This window comes from Lacibacter cauensis, from assembly GCF_007830055.1.
Lineage (GTDB): Bacteria > Bacteroidota > Bacteroidia > Chitinophagales > Chitinophagaceae > Lacibacter > Lacibacter cauensis.
This window is the reverse complement of the sequence record NZ_VLLE01000002.1, coordinates 529,801-555,197: the sequence shown is the minus strand read 5'-3', so window position 1 is coordinate 555,197 and position 25,397 is coordinate 529,801. Positions and strand designations below refer to the sequence as shown.

Annotated in this window: 23 protein-coding genes; 16 read left to right on the top strand and 7 right to left on the bottom strand. The window is 42.8% G+C overall.

From position 1 onward, the window contains the following. Window positions 1–38 precede the first annotated feature (38 nt). The 16 genes from IQ13_RS02350 (at window position 39) to IQ13_RS02275 (ending at window position 18,258) form a co-directional block, all read left to right on the top strand. Window positions 39–4,388 carry a CusA/CzcA family heavy metal efflux RND transporter gene (locus IQ13_RS02350; protein WP_144884116.1) on the top strand — a complete coding sequence of 1,450 codons (4,350 nt, stop codon included), beginning with the start codon at window positions 39–41 and terminating at the stop codon, window positions 4,386–4,388. Window positions 4,389–4,398: 10 nt separating this feature from the next. Further along, complete coding sequence (locus IQ13_RS02345) at window positions 4,399–5,529, top strand: efflux RND transporter periplasmic adaptor subunit (protein WP_144884114.1); 1,131 nt, start codon at window positions 4,399–4,401, stop codon at window positions 5,527–5,529. Window positions 5,530–5,606: 77 nt separating this feature from the next. Then, window positions 5,607–5,963, top strand: coding sequence for a hypothetical protein (locus IQ13_RS02340; protein WP_158637284.1), 357 nt, complete (start codon window positions 5,607–5,609; stop codon window positions 5,961–5,963). An 84-nt stretch (window positions 5,964–6,047) separates the two neighbouring features. Continuing rightward, window positions 6,048–6,761, top strand: coding sequence for a c-type cytochrome domain-containing protein (locus IQ13_RS02335; protein ID WP_144884110.1), 714 nt, complete (start codon window positions 6,048–6,050; stop codon window positions 6,759–6,761). A 10-nt stretch (window positions 6,762–6,771) separates the two neighbouring features. Beyond that, the gene (locus IQ13_RS02330; protein ID WP_144884108.1) at window positions 6,772–7,143 is read left to right on the top strand and encodes a cytochrome c; all 372 of its coding nucleotides are present in this window, start codon (window positions 6,772–6,774) and stop codon (window positions 7,141–7,143) included. A gap of 10 nt (window positions 7,144–7,153) precedes the next feature. Next, window positions 7,154–7,609, top strand: coding sequence for an OB-fold protein (locus IQ13_RS02325; protein ID WP_158637283.1), 456 nt, complete (start codon window positions 7,154–7,156; stop codon window positions 7,607–7,609). Window positions 7,610–7,637: 28 nt separating this feature from the next. Continuing rightward, window positions 7,638–8,195 carry a YceI family protein gene (locus IQ13_RS02320; RefSeq protein WP_144884104.1) on the top strand — a complete coding sequence of 186 codons (558 nt, stop codon included), beginning with the start codon at window positions 7,638–7,640 and terminating at the stop codon, window positions 8,193–8,195. Between the two features lie 23 nt (window positions 8,196–8,218). Then, window positions 8,219–9,115 (top strand): DUF5777 family beta-barrel protein, encoded by an 897-nt coding sequence (locus IQ13_RS02315; protein WP_242009459.1) that lies wholly within the window; start codon window positions 8,219–8,221, stop codon window positions 9,113–9,115. Window positions 9,116–9,205: 90 nt separating this feature from the next. Beyond that, on the top strand, window positions 9,206–9,802 hold the full coding sequence (locus tag IQ13_RS02310; protein ID WP_144884102.1) for a hypothetical protein: 597 nt from the start codon (window positions 9,206–9,208) through the stop codon (window positions 9,800–9,802). A gap of 61 nt (window positions 9,803–9,863) precedes the next feature. After that, entirely contained in the window at window positions 9,864–11,165 is a 1,302-nt protein-coding gene (locus IQ13_RS02305) for a radical SAM family protein (RefSeq protein WP_144884100.1), read from the top strand. A 188-nt stretch (window positions 11,166–11,353) separates the two neighbouring features. Next, window positions 11,354–12,535 carry an MFS transporter gene (locus tag IQ13_RS02300; RefSeq protein WP_144884098.1) on the top strand — a complete coding sequence of 394 codons (1,182 nt, stop codon included), beginning with the start codon at window positions 11,354–11,356 and terminating at the stop codon, window positions 12,533–12,535. A 176-nt stretch (window positions 12,536–12,711) separates the two neighbouring features. Next, on the top strand, window positions 12,712–13,626 hold the full coding sequence (locus IQ13_RS02295) for a DMT family transporter (RefSeq protein ID WP_144884096.1): 915 nt from the start codon (window positions 12,712–12,714) through the stop codon (window positions 13,624–13,626). A 3-nt stretch (window positions 13,627–13,629) separates the two neighbouring features. After that, window positions 13,630–14,346, top strand: coding sequence for an SDR family NAD(P)-dependent oxidoreductase (locus IQ13_RS02290; protein WP_144884094.1), 717 nt, complete (start codon window positions 13,630–13,632; stop codon window positions 14,344–14,346). A gap of 88 nt (window positions 14,347–14,434) precedes the next feature. Then, window positions 14,435–15,319, top strand: coding sequence for a hypothetical protein (locus tag IQ13_RS02285; RefSeq protein ID WP_144884092.1), 885 nt, complete (start codon window positions 14,435–14,437; stop codon window positions 15,317–15,319). 254 nt (window positions 15,320–15,573) lie between these two features. After that, window positions 15,574–16,926, top strand: coding sequence for a sensor histidine kinase (locus tag IQ13_RS02280; protein WP_144884090.1), 1,353 nt, complete (start codon window positions 15,574–15,576; stop codon window positions 16,924–16,926). 36 nt (window positions 16,927–16,962) lie between these two features. Then, window positions 16,963–18,258, top strand: a complete 1,296-nt coding sequence (locus tag IQ13_RS02275) for a bifunctional folylpolyglutamate synthase/dihydrofolate synthase (protein ID WP_144884088.1) — start codon at window positions 16,963–16,965, stop codon at window positions 18,256–18,258. Between the two features lie 69 nt (window positions 18,259–18,327). On the opposite strand, the gene IQ13_RS02270 is transcribed toward IQ13_RS02275, so the two are convergent. From IQ13_RS02270 to IQ13_RS02240, 7 genes are all read right to left on the bottom strand, one after another. Continuing rightward, window positions 18,328–18,876, bottom strand: coding sequence for an NUDIX hydrolase (locus IQ13_RS02270; protein WP_144884086.1), 549 nt, complete (start codon window positions 18,874–18,876; stop codon window positions 18,328–18,330). Between the two features lie 84 nt (window positions 18,877–18,960). Continuing rightward, the gene (locus tag IQ13_RS02265) at window positions 18,961–19,482 is read right to left on the bottom strand and encodes a YfiT family bacillithiol transferase (protein ID WP_144884084.1); all 522 of its coding nucleotides are present in this window, start codon (window positions 19,480–19,482) and stop codon (window positions 18,961–18,963) included. Window positions 19,483–19,566: 84 nt separating this feature from the next. Then, the gene (locus IQ13_RS02260) at window positions 19,567–20,322 is read right to left on the bottom strand and encodes an FKBP-type peptidyl-prolyl cis-trans isomerase (RefSeq protein ID WP_144884082.1); all 756 of its coding nucleotides are present in this window, start codon (window positions 20,320–20,322) and stop codon (window positions 19,567–19,569) included. 19 nt (window positions 20,323–20,341) lie between these two features. Next, window positions 20,342–21,100: an ABC transporter ATP-binding protein gene (locus tag IQ13_RS02255; RefSeq protein ID WP_144884080.1), complete on the bottom strand. Its 759-nt coding sequence runs from the start codon at window positions 21,098–21,100 to the stop codon at window positions 20,342–20,344. 32 nt (window positions 21,101–21,132) lie between these two features. Continuing rightward, a complete protein-coding gene (fbp, locus tag IQ13_RS02250; protein WP_144884078.1) occupies window positions 21,133–22,152 on the bottom strand; it encodes a class 1 fructose-bisphosphatase in 1,020 nt (339 codons plus the stop codon). A 125-nt stretch (window positions 22,153–22,277) separates the two neighbouring features. After that, window positions 22,278–22,760, bottom strand: a complete 483-nt coding sequence (locus tag IQ13_RS02245) for a GtrA family protein (protein ID WP_144884076.1) — start codon at window positions 22,758–22,760, stop codon at window positions 22,278–22,280. 70 nt (window positions 22,761–22,830) lie between these two features. Then, window positions 22,831–25,362 (bottom strand): M14 family metallopeptidase, encoded by a 2,532-nt coding sequence (locus IQ13_RS02240; protein ID WP_144884074.1) that lies wholly within the window; start codon window positions 25,360–25,362, stop codon window positions 22,831–22,833. Window positions 25,363–25,397 lie beyond the last annotated feature (35 nt).

The window sequence follows — 25,397 nt, the reverse complement described above, 5'->3', positions numbered from 1 at the left end:
CAGCAGTGCTATTCTTGATTTATTTAAACAGCTCCTAAATGCTGAATGCAATCATCCGTTTTTCTGTCAATAACAAACTTGTTATTGGTCTTTTTATAGCAGTACTCATCGGTTATGGCAGTTACGAGTTTACCAAACTCCCCATCGATGCTGTGCCCGATATCACCAATAACCAGGTACAGGTCATTACTGTTGCGCCATCACTCGGTGCAACAGATATTGAAAGATTAGTCACCTTCCCCATTGAACTGGCGAATAACAATATTTCGGGACTGCACGAAATCCGCAGCTTCTCCCGCTTCGGCCTTTCGTTGGTAACAATTGTATTTAATGACGATGTAGATATTTACTGGGCAAGGCAACAGGTAGCCGAACGCTTACAACAGGTAAAAGATGAAATACCTGCGGGCATCGGTTCCATTTCATTAGGACCAGTTACAACAGGTCTGGGCGAAATCTACCAGTACACCGTTCGACCGAAGAAAGGGTACGAAAACAAATACGACGCCATGGAATTACGAACCATCCAGGATTGGATCGTTCGCCGTCAGTTGCTGGGCGTAAAAGGCGTAGCCGATGTAAGCAGCTTCGGTGGCCGTTTAAAGCAATATGAAATTGCAGTTGATCCCAACAAGCTGCAATCGCTGGGTATTACCATGAGCGATGTATTTACGGCATTGGAAAAAAGCAACCAGAACACCGGGGGTGCCTATATTGAAAAAGGCCCAACAGTATTGTATATCCGCAGCGAAGGTTTAGTGGGCAGCGTGGAAGATATTCAATCAACTTTCATCAAAAACACTTCTGCAGGAACTCCTCTTTTTGTGCGTGATGTGGCCGATGTACGCTTTGGACAAGCCACACGTTTTGGCGCACTTACGTACAACGATGAAGGTGAAGTTGCCGGTGCTGTTGTAATGATGTTGAAAGGCGCCAACAGCAGCGAAGTAATTAAGAATGTAAAAGAGCGAGTAGCGCAAATACAGAAATCGTTACCCGAAGGCGTCATCATTGAACCCTTCCTCGACCGCACCAAAATGGTGAATAATGCCATTGGTACAGTTAAAACAAATTTGATCGAAGGTGCATTGATTGTACTGTTTGTGCTTATTCTCTTCCTTGGAAATTTACGTGCAGGATTTTTAGTGGCGTCGGTTATTCCGCTGGCCATGTTGTTTGCCGTAATTATGATGAACATCTTTGGCGTGATCGGTAACCTGATGAGCTTAGGCGCACTTGATTTTGGGTTGATAGTTGATGGTGCCGTGTTTATTGTGGAAGCTGTATTGCACCAGCTTACGCACAGCAAACACTTTACGCATGTAAACAAATTATCGCAGCACCAGATGAACGAAGAAGTAAGTGCAGCTTCGGGTAAAATGGCACGCAGTGTAGTCTTTGGTCAAATCATTATCCTTATTGTGTATCTGCCAACCTTTACGTTGCAGGGTATTGAAGGAAAGATGTTCATTCCCATGGCGCAGACCATTGCGTTTGCATTGCTGGGTGCATTCATTCTTTCACTCACCTATGTACCCATGATGAGTTCGCTGATTATGAGCCGGAAACTCACACACAAGAAAACATTTGCTGATAAGATGATGGAGTTTTTTGAATTCCATTATCAGAAAGCGCTCAATAAAGTTCTCAACATTTCAAAATGGGTGATTGCAGCATCCGTATTGTTATTCGTCGCTTCTGTATTTGTGTTAACCACTTTGGGTGGCGAATTTATTCCTGCATTGGAAGAAGGCGATTTTGCAGTTGAAACAAGAGTGTTGACAGGCAGCAATCTTACTACCACTATTGAAAGCACACAGAAAGCTGCACATATCTTAAAATCACAATTCCCTGAAGTAGAACAGGTGGTTACCAAAATCGGCAGTGGCGAAATTCCAACTGACCCGATGCCGATGGAAGCTGCGGATATGATGGTGATTTTGAAAGACAAAAAAGAATGGACCTCTGCAAAAAACTTTGATGACTTGGCAGATAAAATGAGTAAAGCAGTTGCAGTAGTGCCGGGCATCACCGTAAGTTTTCAGTTTCCTGTGCAGATGCGTTTTAATGAACTGATGACGGGCGCCAAACAGGATGTGGTATGTAAAATATTTGGTGAGAACATTGATACGCTGGCGCATTATGCACAACAGTTAGGCAATTTGGTTTCATCGGTACAAGGCTCCAAGAATTTATATGTTGAACCGGTATCCGGTATGCCCCAGATCATTATCGAATACAACCGTGCTGCTATTTCGCAATATGGGTTGAACATCAGCGACGTTAATCACATCATCAACACAGGCCTGGCAGGCGAAGCCACCGGCTTTGTGTACGAAGGAGAAAAGCGTTTTGATATGGTGGTGCGATTGAGCGGTGAAAAACGAAAGAATATTGAAGACATTCAAAACCTGTTGATACCGGTGAAAGGTGGCACACAGGTGCCGTTATACCAATTGGCAAACGTAGAAATTAAAGAAGGTCCTAACCAGATACAACGTGAAGATGCCAAGCGCAGAATCATTGTTGGTTTTAATGTGGGCGACAGAGATGTGCAATCGATCGTAAACGAACTGCAGCAAAAAGTAGAAGCGAAAATGAAACTGCCTGCAGGTTATTATGTAACCTATGGTGGTGCATTTGAAAACCTGAATGCTGCAAAAGCAAGATTAGCCATTGCAGTACCGGTAGCACTGTTGCTCATCTTCTTACTATTGTTCTTCTCCTTCAATTCCATTAAGCAAGGCTTATTGATTTATTCCGCAATCCCATTATCTGCAACCGGTGGCATTTTCGCATTGGCATTGCGTGATATGCCGTTCAGTATTTCTGCAGGTGTGGGCTTTATCGCCTTGTTTGGTGTAGCAGTATTAAATGGCATTGTATTGATCTCCGAATTCAATCGCCTGCGTGATGAAGGCTGGACCGATCCACGAAAGATTGCTGTCATGGGAACAAAAATCCGTTTACGTCCGGTGTTAATGACTGCCTTTGTAGCATCCTTTGGTATTTTACCCATGGCACTCAGTACAGGTGCCGGTGCAGAAGTGCAACGTCCATTAGCAACCGTATTGATAGGTGGCTTATTGGTGGCAACGTTTTTAACACTATTCGTCTTACCCGGGCTGTATGTTCTGTTTGAAAAAGGAACTGAAAAACGCAAAAAAAGAAAAGCAATGAAAAAACCAACCTTACTGATTGTATTGCTCTTATCTGTAGCTGCAGCTACCGCACAAACACCGATCACCTTACAATCGGCTATTGATACAGCGTTAAAAAACAACCTGCAGGTGAAGCAGGAGAAGTTAGTAACGGAGTACAAAAAAATGCTCATTGGTTCTGCTGCGGTAGTGCCGCAAACAACGGTATCGGCTGAGGTTGGACAGTTCAACAGTATTTACAACGATACCCGATTCGGGCTTTCGCAATCGTTCAACTTTCCGAAAGTGTACAGCACCCAAAAAACATTCTTAACCGAAGAATGGAAGAACAATGTGTTGTTTGTTGCAGTAAAAGAAGCCGAACTGAAACGGGATGTAACAACTGCATTCTATCATCTCTTATACCTGCAGCAAAAAGCACAACTGTTGCAGGAAGCCGATAGTTTATACAGTGCATTTTATCGTTTAACCGAATTGCGTTTACAAAAAGGCGAAAGCAATGTGCTGGAAAAAGCAACAGCCGAAACACAGTTGGGACAAATTCGTTTGCAACGTCAGCAGTTGCAAAAAGACCAGGCACTTGTACAATTGCAGTTCCAGTTATTGCTCAACTCAACAACAGCGTTTACTGTATCCACAAAAGAATTGAAGCATACAGTTCAACTTGCACCGGCCGAATTGAGCAATCATCCAAACATTGCGTTCATTAAACAACAGCAACAGATTGCAGATGCAGCCATTGCCGTAGAAAAAGCAAAGCTCCTCCCCGATCTGTCGCTGGGCTTGTTCAGCACCAGTATACGTGGTACCGGCGCCGATAACAATTTCTATCCTTCATCCTATCGTTTTCAATCGATGCAGGTTGGGATTGGTATTCCTGTTTTTGCCAAAGCACAAAAAGCAAAGATCAACAGTGCAAAATTCAGCAAACAGCTTGCGGCCAATCAATACATGGTAAGCATGAACGAATTGAACACGCATTATCAATCGGCACAACAACAATACCTCAAGTACAAAGAAAGTGTTGATTATTTTGAAAAAACCGGTCTGCAGAATGCCACGTTGATCTTAACAACCGCCAACAAACAATTCAACAGCGGATTAATCAATTACCTCGAATGGTTTATGTTAATCAACCAGGCAACAGGTATCAAAAGCGATTATCTCGAAGCGGTAAAAAATCTCAACGAAAGCAGCATTCAATTAAACTATTACAGCAATCAATAAATTATTCGAAATGAAATACGCATTCATATTATTCAGCACTGCATTATTGTTACAGGCTTGTGGTGGTAAAACAAAAACGGCAGAAGCAACAACCGAACAGGCAGTTGAAAGCCTGGTTACATTAACCGATGCGCAATTAAAAAATGCAGCGCTTGAAATAACCAAACTGCAACAGCAGCAAATTTCATCGATGCTTAAACTCAATGGCAAAATTGATGTGCCGCCGCAGAATATTGTATCCATCAGTGTGCCCATGGGCGGCTATCTCAAATCTACCAAACTCCTGCCCGGTTTGCATGTAAAGAAAGGTGAAGTAATTGCAGTAATTGAAGACCAGCAATATATTCAGCTGCAACAGGATTATTTAACAGCCAAAGCCAAACTTCCTTTTCTTGAAAATGAATACAACCGCCAGAAAGAGCTGAACGAAAGCAAAGCCAGCAGCGATAAAACCTATCAGCAGGCCGAAGCCGAATTCAGAAGCCAGAAAGTGTTGACCAGTGCACTTGCAGAAAAATTAAAACTCGCCGGCATCAACTTAAGCCGTTTAGATGAATCGAATATCACCCGCAGCATCCAGATCTTTTCGCCTATTGATGGATATGTTTCGGCAGTAAACGTGAACATCGGAAAATATGTAGCGCCTACTGATGTGTTGTTTGAACTGATTAATCCCACCGACATTCATCTTGCACTCACTGTTTTTGAAAAGGATGTCAACAAACTGTTTATCGGTCAGAAACTGGTTGCATATACCAATAACGATCCTTCGAACAAACACGAATGCGAAATTCTGTTGATTGGTAAAGACCTCAACGATGAACGAAACACCGAAGTGCATTGCCATTTTGAAGCATACGATAAAACGCTGATCCCCGGTACGTATATGAATGCCGAAGTGGAAGTAAAAAACAAAGCTGCCTGGGTTGTACCTGAAGATGCAGTGGTGCGTTTCGAAAACAAGCATTATGTGTTTGTGAAAAAATCAGAAAAGCAATTTGAACTGACCGAAGTGCAGACCGGCATCAGCGAAAAAGGCTTCACCGAAATTTTAAATGGCGATGCCCTTCAGCAAAAAGAAATTGTAGGCAAAGGTGCTTATACCGTTTTAATGAGCTTAAAAAATAAAACCGAAGATTAACAGGCTGTAAAAAACAGACGGCACGATTATTGTCAGGTTTTTGTCATAGCATGCGCAGGTATTTTGCAATATTCTTATTGGCTGTACAGCTTTTGGGCTATACAGAATTTGGTCAACTGTTGAGTTTACCAAAAATGGCAGAGCATTATAAATGGCATCATCAGCTCAATCCATCCATTGGCTTTGTAACATTTCTAGTGCAGCATTACATAGGCGATGATGGTATGAGTTCTGACAATACGGAAGACAATAATCTGCCTTTTAAACATTTGCATCATCCGGTTACTGCGCAGGTAATCATCCCTCAACCTCTTGCTTCGTTTAAATCCAATCAATTTTTTGTTGATCTGGAAAGGATCGCTGTACCTTATTCGTCATCAACCCTTGCAGGACATCTTTACGCAATTCATCAACCTCCCGATGTAGCGGTGTAAGTTTTTATACCGTTTAATCTTTTATCTGATTCACAGTGTAAACAGTTACGCTGTGCCTATTACCGTACAATTAAATCAACACGTATGAACAAGCATGTTTCTGCAGTGGTAATTTTCATTACTGTTACTGCCGCAATCCTGTATTCCTGTAAACACGAAATACCTGCTGGTCCTGAAACCGGGTTACCCGGAGGTATATCCGGTTTACCCGGATCGGTTGGCCGCCCCTGCAGCCCCGACTCTGTTTATTTTGCCAATACTATTTTTCCACTCATTAATTCAAGCTGTGCAATTGCCGGATGTCATGATGCAGCTTCACACGCCGAAGGTGTGGTACTTACAAGCTACAATAACATTATGCGTTATGTAGTTGCGGGAAATGCAGCCAACAGTAAATTGTACAAAGTGATCGTTCGTACAGATAATGAACGGATGCCACCACCACCTGCACCAGCGTGGACAACCGAACAAAAAGCAGCCTTGCAAAAATGGATCAACCAGGGGGCAAAAAACAATGCCTGCGATAAATGCGATACAGTAGATTTTAAATACAGCACAGCTATTAAAACGATTATGCAGAACAAGTGCCAGGGGTGCCATAATCCTGCATCTCTTGGAGGCGGTGTCGATCTTTCAACCTATACAGGTGTAAAAGCATCGGCGTTAACCGGCAAACTGTATGGTTCGGTAATATGGTCGTCAGGTGTTTCTGCCATGCCCAAAGGTGGCATTAAATTACCCGATTGCGAAATAACACAAATCAGAAAATGGATCGATGCAGGATCTCAGAACAACTAAATATCCACGTATGAACCGAATAATTATTTTATTGCTCGTTGTATTTACAACAGTACTCAGCTCCTGTTATTACGATGCGGCCGATTTATTATATCCATCAGCAGGCACTTGCGATACAGCCACGAATGTTTCTTACAACCAAACCATTGTTCCGCTTTTTCAACAGCAGTGCTACAGTTGTCATAACAACACATCTACGGGAGGTGGTGTACTGATGGGCTCATATACCAACGATAAAACAATTGCCGTTAACGGTAAGTTATATGGCTCCGTTACGCATGCGTCCGGTTATTCGGCAATGCCCAAAGGCATGGCTAAACTTAATAACTGCCAGCTATCGGCTATAAAAAAATGGATCGATGCAGGAGCACCAAACAATTAAACAAATGCAGATGAAAAAGAAATCGATCATACGATATGTAATGCTTCTACTACTGGTGCTTGCAGCAGCTCTTGCATTTTATATGTACAAAGAGTTTAACCGTAAGCCAAAAAATCTGTCAGCAGCAACAGCCGACTTTACTTTGCAGGAACAGCAATTGCTCAACGAATTTGCTGCCGATGAAAAAACGGCAACAGCAAAATACAGCGGAAAGGTAATTGCCGTTACAGGAACTGTTAAAGCTGTTGAAACAGATGATACCGGCAACAGCACAGTTATCCTGGGCAACAGCAGTTCTATGTCTTCCATCCGTTGCAGTGCCGACAGTTTGGAAACACAGGCCGTTGCTGCACTTAAACCCAACAGCAGCATTACCATCAAAGGTATCTGTACAGGTTACAATACCGATGAGCTTGGCCTTGGCGCAGATATCATTCTTAACCGCTGTGTATTGGTAAAACAATAACCCCTTTTCAAACACACAATTATTTACAATGAAAACAATACTGATCGTAATCTGTGCCACATTACTTGCAACCATCACAAATGCACAGGATAAATATTTCACTAAGTCGGGTAAAATTTATTTCGATGCTACATCGCCTAAGTCGCCTGAAAATGTAAATGCCATTACCAAAACTGCGGTGTGTGTGCTCGATACAAAAACAGGCAACCTGCAATTTTCTTTACTAATGAAGAGTTTTGAATTTGAACGAGCTTTGATGCAGGAACACTTTAATGAGAACTATGTTGAGAGCAACAAGTTTCCGAAAGCAGAATTTAAAGGAACAATCACCAATAACAGCAATGTAAACTATGCAAAAGATGGTGTGTATAATGTGAAAGTAAGTGGCAACCTCACCATGCATGGCGAAACAAAAACGGTAGAAACATCCGGCACTGTTACCGTTAAAAACGGAAAGCTTATTGCCGTAGCTGAATTTGCTGTAACACTTGCCGATTATAAAATTACTGTGCCGCAACTGGTGGCTGATAAAGTAGCGAAAACAGCAACCATTAAAGTTGATTGTACACTCGATGTTCTCAAATAATAACATGTAAACCCATAACTGCAATGACCAATCATTTCTTAAAACTGCTGCTGTTGCTGCTATGTGCAACTGCAGCAAAAGCACAGGAAACCGAAGATCTGCTGAAACTGGTGGAGAAAGACAACCCCAAAAAGGAGTTCGTTAAATATGCTTTCAAATCGTCGAGAGTGATTAACGGGCATTCAATGGAGTTCCTCGCACCCGGCACCATGGATTTTCGTATACTCCATCGCTTCGGACAACTGGATCAGGGCTATAAAAACTTTTTTGGACTAGACCAGGCCAGTATGCGTATGGGCTTCGACTTTGGTTTGTACCGTAACCTGATGGTTGGCGTAGGAAGAAGTACGTTTAAAAAAGAGCTGGATGGTTTTATAAAATATGCACCGATCATGCAGGCAAAAGGCGAAGGAGCTTCACCTGTTACTGTTGCCTTGGTGGCAGGTATAACCATGAACACGCAACCATGGGCCGATCCAACGATCAACAATTATTTTTCCTCACGCCTCGGCTATTATTACCAGGTGATCGTTGGCAGGAAATTTTCCGAAGCCTTATCGTTGCAACTCTCGCCAACAATGGTGCACACCAACCTGGTACCGGTGCACACACAGCCAAACGATGTGTTTGCTTTAGGTGTTGGTGGCCGTATTAAACTAACCAGCCGCATTGCCTTAACAGCCGATTATTATTACGTAGCGAATGGTATTGAAAAAGGATTGAACTACAATCCTCTCTCAGTCGGTATAGATATTGAAACAGGCGGACACGTATTTCAACTGCATTTCTCCAACGCCACCGGTATGAACGAGCGGGCCTTTATTACCGAAACCTACAACACCTGGAGCAAAGGCGAAATAAGGTTTGGGTTTAACCTTTCACGGATATTCCAGATAAAAAAACATAAACCAAGTATGTAATTGGTAGTAACTTTAAAGAGGTGCGGCAACACCTCTTTACTTTTTTTATGGAAAAAGTAAAAGCCTGCATCTCATCAAAAACCTACTGCTATGGCTTCACCACTTTCAGTTTCAATTGTACACCCCTCGTACAACAATTTAAAGAAGATAAGCCCTGTATTGCATTTCCTGGCAGGAGCTGTGTTTCTCGCCGCCGGTTCGTATGAGTTTCGTATGGATAACCGCATTACAGCCTTTTGTGAAATTGTAATAGCTGTTGACGTAATGACGGTTGCTTTCCTGCGTGGCTTTGCCGAAGAATCGAGCCGCCTGAATGCGACCTTCCGTTTTATTGAAGTATTGGTATTTGGCGGTTTGGGTATTCTTGCCCTGCTCGATCAATCGTGGGCTACGGCCGCATTCCTGTTCCTGGCAACGGGCATGTATTACTATGTTTTTCATTGCGAAAAGAAAGTGATCCAGACCGAGCGGGTTTCGGTGCATCACCTTGGTGTAACTATTTCGCATTTCCCCAAGGATAAAGAAATCGAATGGGCACAGATCCAGTCAATGGAAGCCCTGCCCCACAGTATCACCATCCACACCACAAAAAATAAAATTCACCGTTTTGAATTCCAAAAAGCAATTGCTTTCGACGAACTGGAACAAATTCACGAATTTTGCAGTCATTATCTGAAAAGTGAATAGTGAATGGTCAATGGTGAATAAGCCAAACCGCACATTCACCATTCACAATTGACAATTCACTATGGCTTTAGATCATTCTCCTTACTTACTTTATTCCGACGGAAACGGAAATATTTTTGAAGACACAACGCTGTATGCTGTTGGGCGTGAAGGTTGGGATGCTTTTCCTGTACCCGAAGAAGACTGGATCGTTTTACCCGATGGCGGGAACCTGTACGAATTACCCGGTCGCAAAGGCATTGGTATTGATGTGGAAACAGGCGAAATGCGTTTGTGCGAAAAGGGCTGGGCAGTAGCTGCCTTTGTTCCGCCGGCACATACCAGTTTGTACTTTGCCGCATTTGAAAGCGAGCCCGACGCCGAAACACTTCCCCTCTTTTGTTATACCGCTGCCGGTTGGCACAACGATCAGTTTTATGTAACGGCTGTGCGTATTGAAGACGACATTCGCCAGGAATGCAAAGGCTATGATGATGAAAAAATTGAAACCGGTGCCGAAGCATTGGTAAAAGCCTATCCGCATAACCGTTTGGTGAAACATTTAATGGAAAACTGTTGCCAAACGTATAACTGTCCTGCCGCCAGAAATTTTGCGATGGGTCGTTGGGAATGCCCTATTCCGATTTCACCTGCATGTAATGCCAATTGCATTGGTTGTATTTCGTTTCAGCCACAGGAAGAAACCATTCAAAGTCCGCAGGATCGTTTAACCTTTAAGCCAACCGCTGAAGAAGTAGTTGAGTTCACCGTACCGCATTTGGAAACAGCCCCCTTCCCGATTGTTTCATTTGGACAAGGTTGCGAAGGCGAACCGTTGCTGATGTGGGAAACCATGCGTGAAGCCATTATCGAAATCCGTAAGCATACTCAAAAAGGCAGCATCAATATCAACACCAACGGATCGAACCCAGCTGCTGTAAAAGCATTGTGCGAAGTGGGGTTAGACAGTATTCGTGTAAGCACCAACAGTGCACGCAAACATATTTACGAAGCGTACTATCGTCCCAACAACTATTCGTTTGAAGATATTGTGGAGAGTTTGAAAGTGATGAACAGCTTTGGTGGCTGGACCAGCATCAATTATTTTGTGTTCCCGGGAATGACGGATAGTGTGGAGGAGTATGAAGCACTACGCAAACTCATTAAAGAAACCGGTTTGAAGATGATCCAGTGGCGCAATTTCAATATTGATCCTGATTGGTACCTTGGTAAACTCGGTGTTACCGACACAGGTGAAATCATGGGTGTAAAACAATTGCAGGAACTGATCCGTGAAGAATTCCCGGATCTGAAGTTTGGTTATTTCAATCCGCCGATTGAACGCATTAAAGGAAACTACCAGGAAGATTTTGCGCATTGGTAAGCTAAAGAGTTACACAAAGGGCACAGAGGAAAGCACAAAGTTCATCATGTATTCTTTGCGTTCTTTGTGAACCACTTTGTGTACTTGGTGCTCCAAAAAAATAATCTACGTTTTCTACAAAAAGGGTTGTTCCGGAAATGAACAACCCTTTTTCATTCTCATTACTTTCCGTAAGTTGAGCACTGTTTATGCAACGTCCCAACCATATTCTTCCACTCATTGTGTTATCGCAATTTGCAGGCACTTCCTTGTGGTTTAGTGGCAATGCAATTCTTCCCGAAATAAGCAAAACCTTTCAACTGCAGCAAGGTGCATTGGCATTGGTTACATCATCGGTATTAATTGGTTTTATTACCGGCACATTTGTGTATGCGGTGTTTGCAATTGCCGACCGGTTTAAACCATCGACAGTGTTTTTTCTTTCGTCGGTATTGGCTGCACTTGCCAATCTCATTATTCTCCTGCCCGATCTGCAAATCAGCAGTTTAATCCTATCCCGTTTTTTGGTTGGATTCTTTCTTGCCGGTATTTATCCGGTTGGTATGAAGATCGCTGCCGAATGGTACGAAAAAGGATTGGGCAAAGCATTGGGCTATTTGGTAGGCGCATTGGTGCTGGGCACCGCCTTTCCGCATTTATTAAAACAAGCAGGCTGGGAATATAACTGGCGAGTGGTGTTACTGATGACGTCTTCTTTTGCAACCATCGGTGGATTAGTGATTGTATTGTTCATTCCTCGTGGACCGTTTGCCAAAACAAGTCTGCATTATTCGTTTACTGCTTTTCAACAGAGTTTTCGTTTTGCCAATTTCCGTTCGGCATCGTTCGGTTATTTCGGGCATATGTGGGAGTTATATGCGTTCTGGGCTTTTGTACCGGTGTTGCTTACGCTCTATGTAAACAAACAGCATGCTCTGCTTAATGTTCCCTTTTGGTCGTTCAGCATTATTGCTGCAGGTGCTGTTGGTTGTGTAGTGGGCGGCTATTTAACCAAACGATACGGCAGTGCAAAAGTGGCGTTTGCTGCCTTGTGTATTTCCTGTGCCTGTTGTTTGCTGGCTTATTTCAGTTACAATTTACCTGCACCCTTATTTTTATTGTTCATGTTTATTTGGGGCATTGCAGTAGTAGCCGATTCACCGCAATTTTCATCCATTGTTGCGCAAACAGCCGTTGCTGAAAATAAAGGTGCAGCCTTAACCATTGTAACCTGCATTGGTTTTTCCATTACTGTTGCCAGTATCTATTTGCTCAATTATTTGTTTGAAGCATGGCTGCAATCTCCATTGGTATTATTGCTGTTGGCACCAGGACCATTGTTTGGTTTGTGGAAATTGTATCCGTTGCTGAAAGAGAAAGCGTTTCAATAAAATTTCAACACAGAGAAAAAGAGAAAAGGAGTTTGATCAAGTGTATCGATGCATGTAATTCATAATGATTATGCTCTTTTGTTTTTAACATTCGGATTCATGCTCTAATTTCTCTAAAACCCTGTTCTCTGTGTTGAAAATGTATTAACAAACCCGCAGCCCGGTATCTTTGCCTCATGAAGGAAGGCAATCAACCAAACGTATCGCTGGGTATTTTACTGGCTGTGGCAGCAACGATTATCTGGAGTGGCAACTTTATAGTGGCACGTGCAGTAATGAATACTATTCCGCCGATAACCTTGGCATTTTATCGTTGGGCAACAGCTGTACTTATCTTAACACCCATTGCCTGGAAACACATCAAACCAGCCTGGCAAATTGTAAAAGAAAACAAAGCTTATTTTTTTTGGACGGGGTTGACCGGTGTAAGTCTCTTCAACACCTTTGTGTACATAGCCGGGCATAGTTCAACAGCAATTAATCTTGCATTGATCGGCACCACCTCCTCGCCCATCATGTCGGTATTACTCGCTTCTGTTATTTTAAAAGAACCAATTTCGTGGCGACGTTTACTCGGCATGTTGCTTTGCATTGCAGGCATTCTTTTTCTGTTAAGCAAAGGCTTTTTTCAAAACCTGTTGCACTTACAGTTTAACAAAGGCGATGCATGGGTATTACTTGGTGCATTAAGCTTCGCCATCTACAATATTTTTACACGTAAACGTCCGGCAGCTATTTCTGCTTTGGGCTTTTTGTTTTTTGTATTTCTCATTGGAGCAGTGTTGCTTTTTCCAGCTTATATAGCCGAAGCCACTTATGCCGCACCGGTGCAATGGAGTATGCAAACCGTATTGGTGATTCTTTACCTGGGTGCAGGTGCATCGGTTCTTTCCTTTCTGTTCTGGAACCGATCTATTAAAGAACTAGGTGCAGGACGTACCTCTTTGTTCGGTAACCTCATTCCTATTTTCAGCACCATGGAAGCCGTGGCTATTTTGGGCGAAAAGATCAGCTATATTCATGTAGTGAGTTTCCTGCTTATTGTAGCCGGACTTGCAATTGATAACAGTGCTTTGCTAAAACGAAAATAACAGATGCAGAAAGTCATCATCATTGGCGCAACATCGGGCATTGGCCGTGCTTTGGCCGAACGTTTTCTCCGCAACGGAGCAATGGTTGGTATTACCGGCCGCAGAAAAAATCTGCTCGATGAACTGCAGCAACAACATCCGCAGCAGGTAAAAACAGCCGTGTTTGATGTTACAGGCAATGAAAACCGAAAGCACCTGCAACAATTAATTGATGAGCTGGGCGGTATGGACATCTTCATTTACAACAGTGGCTTCGGCGAAGCAAGCAAAGAACTCAGCTGGGAGCATGATGAACAAACCACCCGCATCAACGTCAATGGATTTATTGACACAACCAACTACGCTTTCAACTATTTTGTGCAACGGCAACACGGACAGATCGTTGGTATCTCATCCATTGCATCATATCGTGGCAGCAGCTGGGCACCTGCTTACAATGCAAGTAAAGCCTATATGAGTAATTATCTTGAAGGCATCAGCATTAAAGCCGGACGGTTAAAAAAGAACATTGTTGTTACCGATGTTCAACCCGGTTATGTACAAACCGATATGGCCAAAGGCTCACAATTATTTTGGATTGCGCCACTACCAAAAGCAACCGATCAGATCTTCAACGCAATCATGCATAAAAAAAGACGTGTACAGGTAACCAAACGATGGGCATTGATTGCATGGCTGCTGAAGTGGCTTCCATATTCGCTGTATAAGAAGATCGGTTAATAAGAATGTAAAGGTTTTCTTAAAGCTTGGTTTATGCTGTGCAATCGGGCACGGTTTTCCATCGTTAAAGAGAAAAGAAGTAATTTCGATGAACCAAGCAATAACCATGAACGCAACAGATAATCAAAAGAATGTAAAAGCAGCAGCAATTACGATTGTAGTGCATGCAGCACTGTTGTTTTTATTTTTCATTATCACTATTGCAATGGCTGTGCCTGCACCTCCTCCTAAACCAGAAGAAGGTATTGAGGTGAACCTCGGCAACAGCGATATTGGTTTTGGCGATATTGAACCCATGGTTCCCGGCGATCCGGCACCTGAAGTAGCACAGGAAGAAGCGGCTCCTCAACAACAAATAGAACAACCGGTACAGGAAACCGAAAAAGAAGTAAGCGAACGGGATGATCCGGAAGCACCTGAAATAAATAAACCGGCAACTGTTACCAAGCCAACAAAAGTAATTCCGAAAGAAAATCCTCCGGTAACAACCCCCAAGCCTGCAACAACAACAGTTGCCAATCCCAAACCTGCACCTCCGCAAAAACCAAAAGCGGTTTATGGCGGTGGCACAGGAACAGGTGGTAATAATTCCGATACGTATAACAACAGTCGCAACCAGGGTATTGCAGGCGGTACAGGCAATCAAGGCAAACCCGGTGGTAATCCGAACAGCGATAACTACAATGGTAATGGCGGTACAGGTACAAGCGGCGGACCACGTGTAACAAGTGGTAACCGCAAAATCATTAAATACTATTCGTTCTCCGGCGATCTGGATAAAGCAACCATTTATGCCATCATCAGAGTGTCGCCCGAAGGTCGTGGTACATTTGTACGCATTGGTCCACGCTCCACATCGTACAGCCAGGCATATGCTACTGCGATTACCGAATACCTGCGGAATATCAAATTCGATCCAAGCGATCAGGAATCAACGGTAACGGTACAGTTCAACTTTAAAGTGAACGACTAAATAATTTCATCCTCGGATTTACAGGCATCATTCATGTAATTGAATGATGCTTTTTCATTTTAGCACGACTGCATGCGCCACCTTTTGTACTATTCATCAGCCTATTTTACCGTTCGTGCCATCAGACAAACCTATGACATCCAAACTACTCATGAAATACGAATGTTGCAACGTGTAAACACTTAGCAAAAGAGGCAACGTGCTGGTTTCTTTTACGCTGTTACCCTGTGTTTACACTCCGTAAAACCTATATTATGCAAGTACTGGAACAAACTGAATCGAAACAAATGAGCCGTTTCTCTTTGCAACGCATTAAGACGATTGGTTATACCGATGAAATGGACAGCTACAGCAAACGAAGACTGGGCATCTTTAATCTTATTAACTTCTTCGGCTTACTTACCGGCATATTCACCCCGTTATTAGCATTAAGCAACGATGGTTATCTGCCGCTTATTGCATGGATTGTTGCTGCAGCTCCTGCTTTCATCAGTTTTGTAGTGTTATACGCCAACTATCACCATCACTACAACTTTGCCATGCTTTGGTATTTCATTTTATACCCGCTCATAACATCGCTGGTATATATTGGAAGTATTGATGCAGGCATTGAATTATTTTTCCTGCTTTACGCTGTTTTCTCGGTGTTCTTTTTGCAGGAACTGAAGTTGATCGTAGTGGCCATCGGCTTTTCCATGATCAGCTATATTGCCGTATACATTGTACAGCATCACTACAAATTTGTAATGGCTGAAATTAATTATCCATTCTTTGTATTTATGCATGCGTTGTCTATTGCATTAATTTTTGCGGGACTGTTTCTAATCAAAAAAGAAAACAAAGAATTTCAACAGGAAATTATTACCAGCAATGAAGAGTTAAATAAATACAACCTTGAAATAGAACAGCAGAAAGAGGAACTGAGTGAACTGAATAATCTCAAGACAAAACTGTTTTCGGTTATTTCGCACGACATACGCACGCCGCTCTACGGCTTACGCAATCTCTTTAAAAGTGTACATGAATACGATTTACCTGCAGAAGAAATTAAAATACTGATTCCGGATGTGGTAAAAGACCTGCAGTATACAACCGACTTAATGGAAAATTTATTGCAATGGGCCAAAAGTCAAATGAAAGGAGAAGCATTATCGCCACAGCTGATTGATGTAAATAAACTGATAACGGATGTACAGCAGGTGGTACGCTTACAGGCAGAGAATAAACAGGTTTACATCAATTCAAAAACAGACAAACCGGTATACATCTATGCCGATAAAGAAATGATTGAAGTTGTTCTCCGCAACCTCATTAGCAACGCCATAAAGTTTACACCAAAACAAGGAGAAGTTACAGTAAACGTGAGAGAAAGCGGTGAATTGGTAGAAGTATTTGTGAAAGATACCGGTACCGGCATGAGTGAGGAAAGCCGCAAAAAACTTTTTGGTGATGAATATTTTACAACCAAAGGAACAGCCAACGAAGCAGGAACAGGACTTGGGTTGATGATCTGCAAAGAATTCCTCAAAAAAAACGGAGGCGAAATACAGGTACAAAGTGAATTAGGTAAAGGCAGCACTTTTGCATTTACCCTACCCAGAGCATAAACTTGTTGATGCAGTTTCTCCTTCTATCTTTGCAGCATGACTTACCAGGAGACGATCAATTATCTCTTTACCCGGCTTCCCATGTTCAGCCGTATTGGTGCTGCTGCAATCAAAAAAGATCTGCACAATACAATTGCATTATGCGATGCATTAAATAATCCGCAAAAGCAGTTCAAAAGCATTCATATTGCCGGTACAAATGGAAAAGGTTCGGTAAGTCATATGCTGGCGGCTATTTTACAAACCGCCGGTTACAAAGTTGGATTATACACCTCTCCGCACCTGCACGATTTTCGTGAACGGATCAAGATCAACGGCGAAATGATCAGCGAAGAATATGTGATTGATTTTACCAAACGCATTCAACCACAGATCGATTTAATTGAACCTTCTTTCTTTGAAATAACCGTGGCCATGGCCTTTGAATATTTTGCGAAAGAGCAAGTAGATATTGCTGTGATTGAAACAGGCTTAGGCGGACGGTTAGACAGTACCAACATTATTACACCCGTGCTATCCGTCATTACCAATATCGGTTGGGATCATATGAACCTGTTGGGCGATACACTGGAAAAAATTGCAGGTGAAAAAGCAGGTATCATCAAACAACATATTCCGGTTGTTGTGGGCGAAACAGTTGAAGAAACAAAGCCGGTGTTTGAAGCAAAAGCACAAGCAATGCAGGCGCCTTTGTATTTTGCGTATGATCAATTTACTGTTATCCAAAAAGAAACAATTGATCATAAGCTACATGTTGCTATGCAAGAAACAGCAACAAACGATGTATTGCCGTACACGCTCGATCTGCCGGGTATTTATCAAACAAAGAATATAGTTACTGTGTTGGCTGCGGTTCGGCAATTGCAACAGCAAAACTTGGCAATATCAGAAGAGCATTTGCAAACGGCATTGGCAGCTACCAAACAGATCAATGGTTTACATGGACGTTGGGAAGTGTTGCAAAGCAATCCAACACTGGTGCTGGATGTGGGGCATAATGAAGACGGCATGAAACAAATTGTTGCCCAGCTTGCAGAAAGCACCTATCAGCAACTGCATATCATCATCGGTATGGTGAAGGATAAAGAAGTAGAAAAAGTATTGGCATTACTGCCGAAGGAAGCGCATTATTATTTCACCAAGGCACATATACCAAGAGCCTTAGCCGAAACCGATCTGCAACAAAAAGCCTCAGCATTTCAATTGAACGGAAATTGTTTTGAAAACGTAAATGCAGCGATTGCAAACGCCTTACAACATGCACACAAAGATGATTTGGTATTAGTGTGTGGCAGTGTGTTTTTGGTGGGTGAAGTTGTTTATTCCGTCTGACGCCCACGTCTGACGGATAATAAATCTCTGCGTGTTCAAAATCGTCAGACGAGGACGTCAGACGACAGGTTAATACTTCAACTCTCCTATTTTCTCCAACGCATACATCAATGCCGTTACATGCATACTCTGGATGAGTTTGTTGTCACGCAGCAGTTGTTTTACCTCATCAATAGAACAAAGTAACACTTCAATATCTTCTGCTTCGTCGAGTTGTTGTTCCTTCACCTTTACACCACCTGTTGCCAGGTACACATGCATCAGGTTATTATTGGTAGAGGGGTTGGCAGATGTATTGCAGAGAAATTCAATTTGCTCAAACTGGTAACCGGTTTCTTCTAATAACTCACGGGCACAGGCTGCTTCGTAATCCGCATCTGTTTTATCTACACAACCACCGGGAATTTCCAGAATGGTTTGTCCTAGCGCATGACGGTACTGTCTCACCAAAATAATCTGTTGATCGGTAGTAAGTGCAACAGCCGTAACCCAATCCGGGAATTCGTACACATAATACGGCTCCACAATTTTACCATCGGGCCGTTGGCATTTATCTACACGCAGCGTGAGCCAGTTATCAGTAAAAAGATATTTTGAAGCGAGGGTTTTCCAGTTCATGCTTAGTTCATTGTTAATTGTTCATAGTTCATTGTAAATCCTGGCTCAGACTATGAACCATCTGCCATGAACCATGAACTTTTTTTACCATCCCATCCGTTCTCTTAATGCAGTGATGTGTGCTGCATGATGTTTGCCATGCCAAGCATACATGCCCAGCAAGAACCAGAGATCGAATTGTTTTTTTGATTGCGAGTGAATATAAGTCCGCTTCCATTCTTCTGCAGTTACATTGGAGAAAAGGCAATGCAGTTTGGCATGAATGGTATGGATCATTGTGAGCGAAATATTAATGGGCAGTTGTGTGTATTCTGCCGTTTTTGCCCAGGCTTCTTCATCATACCCCATTACGGTTGGATTCTCTTCTGTAAGCGTAAACTTTAAACGGCTCAATGCATTTAAATGACTATCGCTTACATGATGCACCACCTGCTTCACCGTCCAGCCACCATCACGGTAAGGCGTGTTCAGTTGTGCTTCATCTAAATTCTCAATGGCTTTTTCGAGTAAGCCGGGTAAGAATTGAATATCAGCTAAACGCTCTGCTCTTAAAGCATCGCTGTAAGGAGCAGGCTCATATTGTCCGATGGGATAACGTAAGTCCATAATAGTTGATAGTTAATGGTTGATGGTTCATAGTCAAACCAATGCTTTACCATCAGCTATGAACTATGAACCATCAACTGTTGCTTATTTCTTCACCGGAATCACTTCCAGCAATTCCAATTCAAAGATGAGTGTAGCACCGCCGGGAATATCGCCACCGGCACCACGATCGCCATAACCATAATCGCTGGGGATGAACAGTTGCCATTTACTGCCGGCAGGCATCAATACGACTGTTTGCTTCCAACCTTCAATCAGCTGGTTTAACGGATAAGTGACAGGCTCACCACGTTTGTACGATTCATCAAAAACAAAACCATCAAGTCTTGTTCCTTTGTAATGAAATTTGATGGTATCTTCTAACAATGGTTTGGGACCAGTGCCTTGTGTAATGATTTTGTATTGCACACCGCTTGGTAATTCAACCACACCGGCCTGCTTTTTATTTTCAGCAAGAAATTTTCTGCCTTCTTCTTTTACAGCGCCATTTTTCTTGGCCATGTACTCCTGTAATTTTTGTTGTATCGTCATGTTTGCCATATTATCATCCATTAAGGGGGTTGCATTTTCTTTCATGGCATCGGCCATACCTTTATTCAAAGCAATGTAATTAAGCGTTTCAATGCCCTGAGCTTTCATATTACCGCCAATGTTTAACCCAATAGCATAACTTAAACTATCCACACCATTTCGTAACAATGGTTTGGGGGTCGCAGGTTTTACAGTTGTTTTAGTTGTTGTTGTTTTTACGGCAGGCTTCTTAACAGCAGGTTTTGTGTTTTGTGCTGTTGTTACTGTTGCTGCGAGTAAACCGGCAGTAACGAGAGAGAAAATACGCATGTGATTTGAAAATTAAAATTTATTCGCCACGCAATGCATGGCCGGTTAATGAAATAAAAACATCTTCCAGGTTGGCTGCTTTCATTTGCTTGGGCCGTTCGAAACCGGTGGCCAGCAACTGATCGATGAGCTTGCCCGGTGTATCCAACGCCACAATGTTTCCACTGTCGATGATGGCTACACGGTCGCAAAGATATTCGGCTTCATCCATGTAATGCGTGGTAATTATAACAGTGGTACCACGAGCCTGAATGTTCTTTACCAGCTCCCATAAGTTACGCCTTGCCTGCGGATCGAGGCCCGTCGTTGGCTCATCTAAAAAAACAATCTTCGGTTCGTTAATAAGGGTTGTCGCTACGGAGAAACGTTGTTTCTGTCCGCCGCTCAACTCCTTAAATTTTGCCTTTGCTTTTTCTTCAAGGTTCACCGTTTTCAGTAACTCCATGGCATCTACCTTACGGTTATACAAACCACTGAAGAGGTGAATGAGTTCTGTAAGATTAAGCCCGGGGTAATAACCCGAAGTCTGCAATTGTACCCCGATGATCTGTTTAATATCGTTGGCCTGTGTATCAAGGTTAAAGCCGTTTACCAGCACTTCGCCGCTTGTTTTTTCCCGCAGTGTTTCAATAATCTCCAGCGAAGTTGATTTACCGGCACCGTTGGGCCCCAGCAAACCAAAAATCTCCCCTTCGTACACATCGAAACTGATGCCTTTTACCGCCTGGAAGTTGCCGTAGTTTTTTACGAGGTTCTTTACTTCAATTATTTTTTTCATGCTGTGTGCGAAGGTAAATTGAACGGAACAGATTATGATGCATGTTTTGCCAAATAAGTATCCAGTTCATCCATCATATTTTTACTGCCGATAAACATGGGCATTCGTTGGTGCAGTTCGGTAGGCTGCACATCAATGATAGGAATAATACCATTGGTTGCTCTGCCCCCTGCTACTTCCATGATAAATGCAAACGGATTACACTCGTAGTTTAAACGGAGCTTTCCGTTCGGACGGTCAACTGTTCCGGGATACATGAAGATGCCACCTTTAATTAAGCTGCGGTGCACATCGGCCACCATGCTGCCGATATAGCGTTGCGTATAAGGACCGCCGTTTGATTTGTCTTTTTTCTGACAGGCATTAATGTATTCCTGCACGCCTTTATCGTAACGGAAAAAATTACCATGATTCACCGAATAGATATTGCCATCGGGCGGACATTGAATATCGGGATGGCTTAAACAGAATTCACCAATGGAAGGATCAAGTGTAAAACCGTTCACACCTCTGCGGGTTGCATACACCATCATGGTACTGCTGCCATAAACCATATAACCCGCAGCGACCTGATTACGGCCGGTTTGCAGAAAATCTTCTTTGGTACAAGGCTTTCCTCTTTCGCTTACACGACGGTACACACTAAAAATGGTGCCGATGGAAATGTTTACATCAATATTCCCACTGCCATCCAGCGGATCGAACATTACCACATACTTGGCATTGTTGCTGATTTCATCATCAAACACCACAATATCATCCAGCTCTTCGCTGGCAATACCTGCACAGCTGATGCCGTGCTGCAATACTTTCATGAATTGATTGTTGGCAAAAATGTCGAGCTTCTTTACATCTTCGCCCTGCACATTTACACTGCCGGCATCACCAAGAATATCTACCAATCCGGCTTTGTTTACTTCCACATTCACCCGTTTGGCTGCAAGACCAAGATCCCGGAGCAGACTACTCAGTTCACCTGTAGCCTGTGGAAAATTGCGTAACTGCTGAATGGTGAACTCATCCAGCGTAAGTACTTTTCGGTTTACACTCATATAGCTATCGTTTAGAAATCGTTTGCGACAAATGTAAGGTAATAAGAACGATGTGAAAACCGATACTACACTGTCCTGCTTTTAAAACAGGAATAAACAGGCGCAGACTGAAAAGTAAAGGAGCTTTAGCTCACTTTAAACGTAAAATATTTTTGCGAAAAATAACTGAAGGCCACCACAAAGAAAGTGGTGCAGATTTTCGCCAGCGTAGCGTACATGTGAAAGGTTTCAACAAATACTTTCAGAAAGAAATAGTTGAGCAGAATGGCACCCAGCACCACCACCATGTATTTCGGCAATTGCTCCCGTTTACGTACAGCACTACCTTCAAAAACTACGTAACGACTTAGAAAGAAACCAACGGGGAATGTAACGATGAATGACATTAAGAAAGCGGCGATGTGCGGGCTCAACGTCATTACCGGTGTATTTACCATTTCCTTGTGCAGAATAAAATTATAGCTGATGTAAAACAGTAAAATATCCAGCAAGGTATTACCGCCACCGCAAGCGGCATAACGAAAGGTTTGCAAAGGCATCAGCTTTTTGAAAGGCGGATAAAACCAATCTATAGCTGCATGTATAAAGGAAACGAAACTGTTAATCATGGAAGCGGCAAAAGTAAAGAAAAATGCCGGTTACCGGTAAGCACCCGGCAACCGGCATCTTGAAACTTTGTTAAAAGAATAAAGCGTTTAAAAACAATTTGCTTGTGCCAAACCAGAAAGCCCGGAAGTTCATATTATCGCTATAGGTAATTACTTTACCACGGCCGATATTTTCAATATTCACCACTGCAGTTCCTTTTACTTTATCTACATAACTTTTATGCAGGTAACCGCTTTGCAATGGATTATCAGATAACAATACCGGCGAATCGTACGGGTTGTTATTCTGATCCATGAACAAGGTATTTGCTTTGAAAATGCTCATTGTTTTTGAACGGTAACCATAACACAACGGGTGCGTATTATCGATACGGGCTTCAAAAATAGAACCGGGCATTTCACGTGCACGCACTTCATCGCTGCGCATGTTGTACGGCAGCATCAGTGTAGTATCGGTTTTACCATCGGCACTGCGGTAAATGGTTCGTGTAATTCCAGCTGATGCAAGAAAACGTCCTGCACCTTCAAACGCCAGCACTGTACCACCGTTGCTGATCCATGCACGGAGTTTATCCTGCTCTGCTTTTTCCATATTGCCGTACGAACCTTCTGGCATCACAATAATGTTGTAGTTATTGATGTTTGCCGAGCCAAAACGATCGAGTTCAATTAAAGAAGAAGGAATGTTCATGCGTTGATCGAGCATATGCCAGATCTCCCCTGCATCGTTACTGCTGGTACCTGCTCCACCCAACATGAGGATACGTGGTGTGCGGGTGTTCACCAAACTGTTACTGCCCAGATCAATTCCACTTACCGATAAACCGTTGTTCAAAGCATATACCTGAACACCTGTAGCTGCAACAGCTGCTTCAACAATCTTTTGTACATCTGCTGCAGTTTTTGATTGAATCGCAACCGGAATAACAATGGTACCGAAGGTGAATTTTTTATTGCCTGTTGACGTGATGGATTCAAATTGCTGCGATGCCACTTTTGTAATGAGGCCTCTCGACTGCAATGCATACAACAGCTTCGGTGCATAAAAATCATCCCACTCAAATGCATAGGCATACTTACTGCTGCCGCCGATAATTGAACCGGTTGGTTTCTTTACTTCATCTACACTGTTACCCAAAGCCGGCAATGTTTTTAATTCTGCCGAAGGCAAACCCATGGCTAAAGGAAAGGTCCAGCTGGTAATATCGTAAAACAGACTGTCTTCGTAATTCAATGTTTTTTCGAAAATCGTTTTTACCAACTTGAACTGACTTTGATTGGTGGGTACAATCCATGAACTGCCGGGCTTGAAACTTTTTCCATCGGCTTCAAGTGCCTGTTTGTTTTCGTAGATCTCAATCTTATGACGCTTCATCATTTCTAAAAACAGTGCATTGCGGCTTTGATCGTAGGCATCACCAAATACATACCCCTTTACTGCAAAAGCAGCCGCTTCTGTTTTTACATCCTGGTAAAACTGGCGTTGATAGTCGAGCAATTCTTTGCGCATGTTGCGTGCTGCTTCTAACGTTGAAAGTGCTGTCACAAACTGATTGCGGATAGTAAACCCAAACGTGAGCAAACCATTTTCTGTCTGCTGCACATGACCACGGCTGCTCGCCTGTTCAAACAAAATACCAATGCTGCCATGTATATCGGGGAAAGTTGATCCTTTACCATAATAAAAATCATCATAGCCTTCTTTGGTAAAATACAAGGAGCCGATGCTGTCTAAATATTTCGCATGGTAGTTACCGATAGCACCTGTTAACTGTTGATTTTTCTTGGGCGTATTCGGGTTAACACGGCTGGGCACACCCGGCTGAAAAAAGAAGGTGGAGTTACTGCCCATTTCATGATGATCGGTTAAGATATTCGGGCGCCAGTCGTGAAAAATTTTCAAACGGTTCTGGCTTTCGGGTTGCTGTGCCGGTAACCAGTCACGGTTTAAATCAAACCAGTAATGGTTGGTTCTTCCGCCCGGCCATACTTCATTGTATTCTCTTGTGTTGGGATCGCTTACTAACGTAGCACTCTTGTGCATGTTAACCCAGTTGGCAAAACGGTTTAAACCATCAGGATTAAAAGAAGGATCGAGAATAATCACCGTGTTTTCCAACAGTTCATCAATGGCTTTGCCCTGAGCTGCTGCTAAATGATAAATGAGCAACAGACTCATGTTTGCTCCGCTTGGTTCGTTGCCATGAATGCTGCAGCCGATCCAAACCACAGCAGGCATATCGGCTGTATTTAAAGAAGTGCTTTTTGCAGGATCGCTCAATTGCAAATGCTGCTGACGTATGGTTTCGAGTTTTGCGTGATTGGCGGGAGATGTAATGAACAAAGCCAGTTGTTGCCGTCCTTCATGCGTAGTGCCGGTAACGGTTAATGTTACCCTGTCGCTCGCCGCATCAACCGTTTTCATATATGAAACAAGCCGGTCGTGGGTAATATGCCACTCACCTACCTCATGTCCAACAACCGATTTCGGTGTTGGTACCGAACTGTTATACGTAACATTTGCCGGTAAATAATACGAAAGTTGTTGTGCGTTTACCTGTACGGAGCAGGCAAACAAAAACAGAATGATAATTTTTCTCATGCGCTTGGTTTGTAATTCGAATATAAGCAAGATAC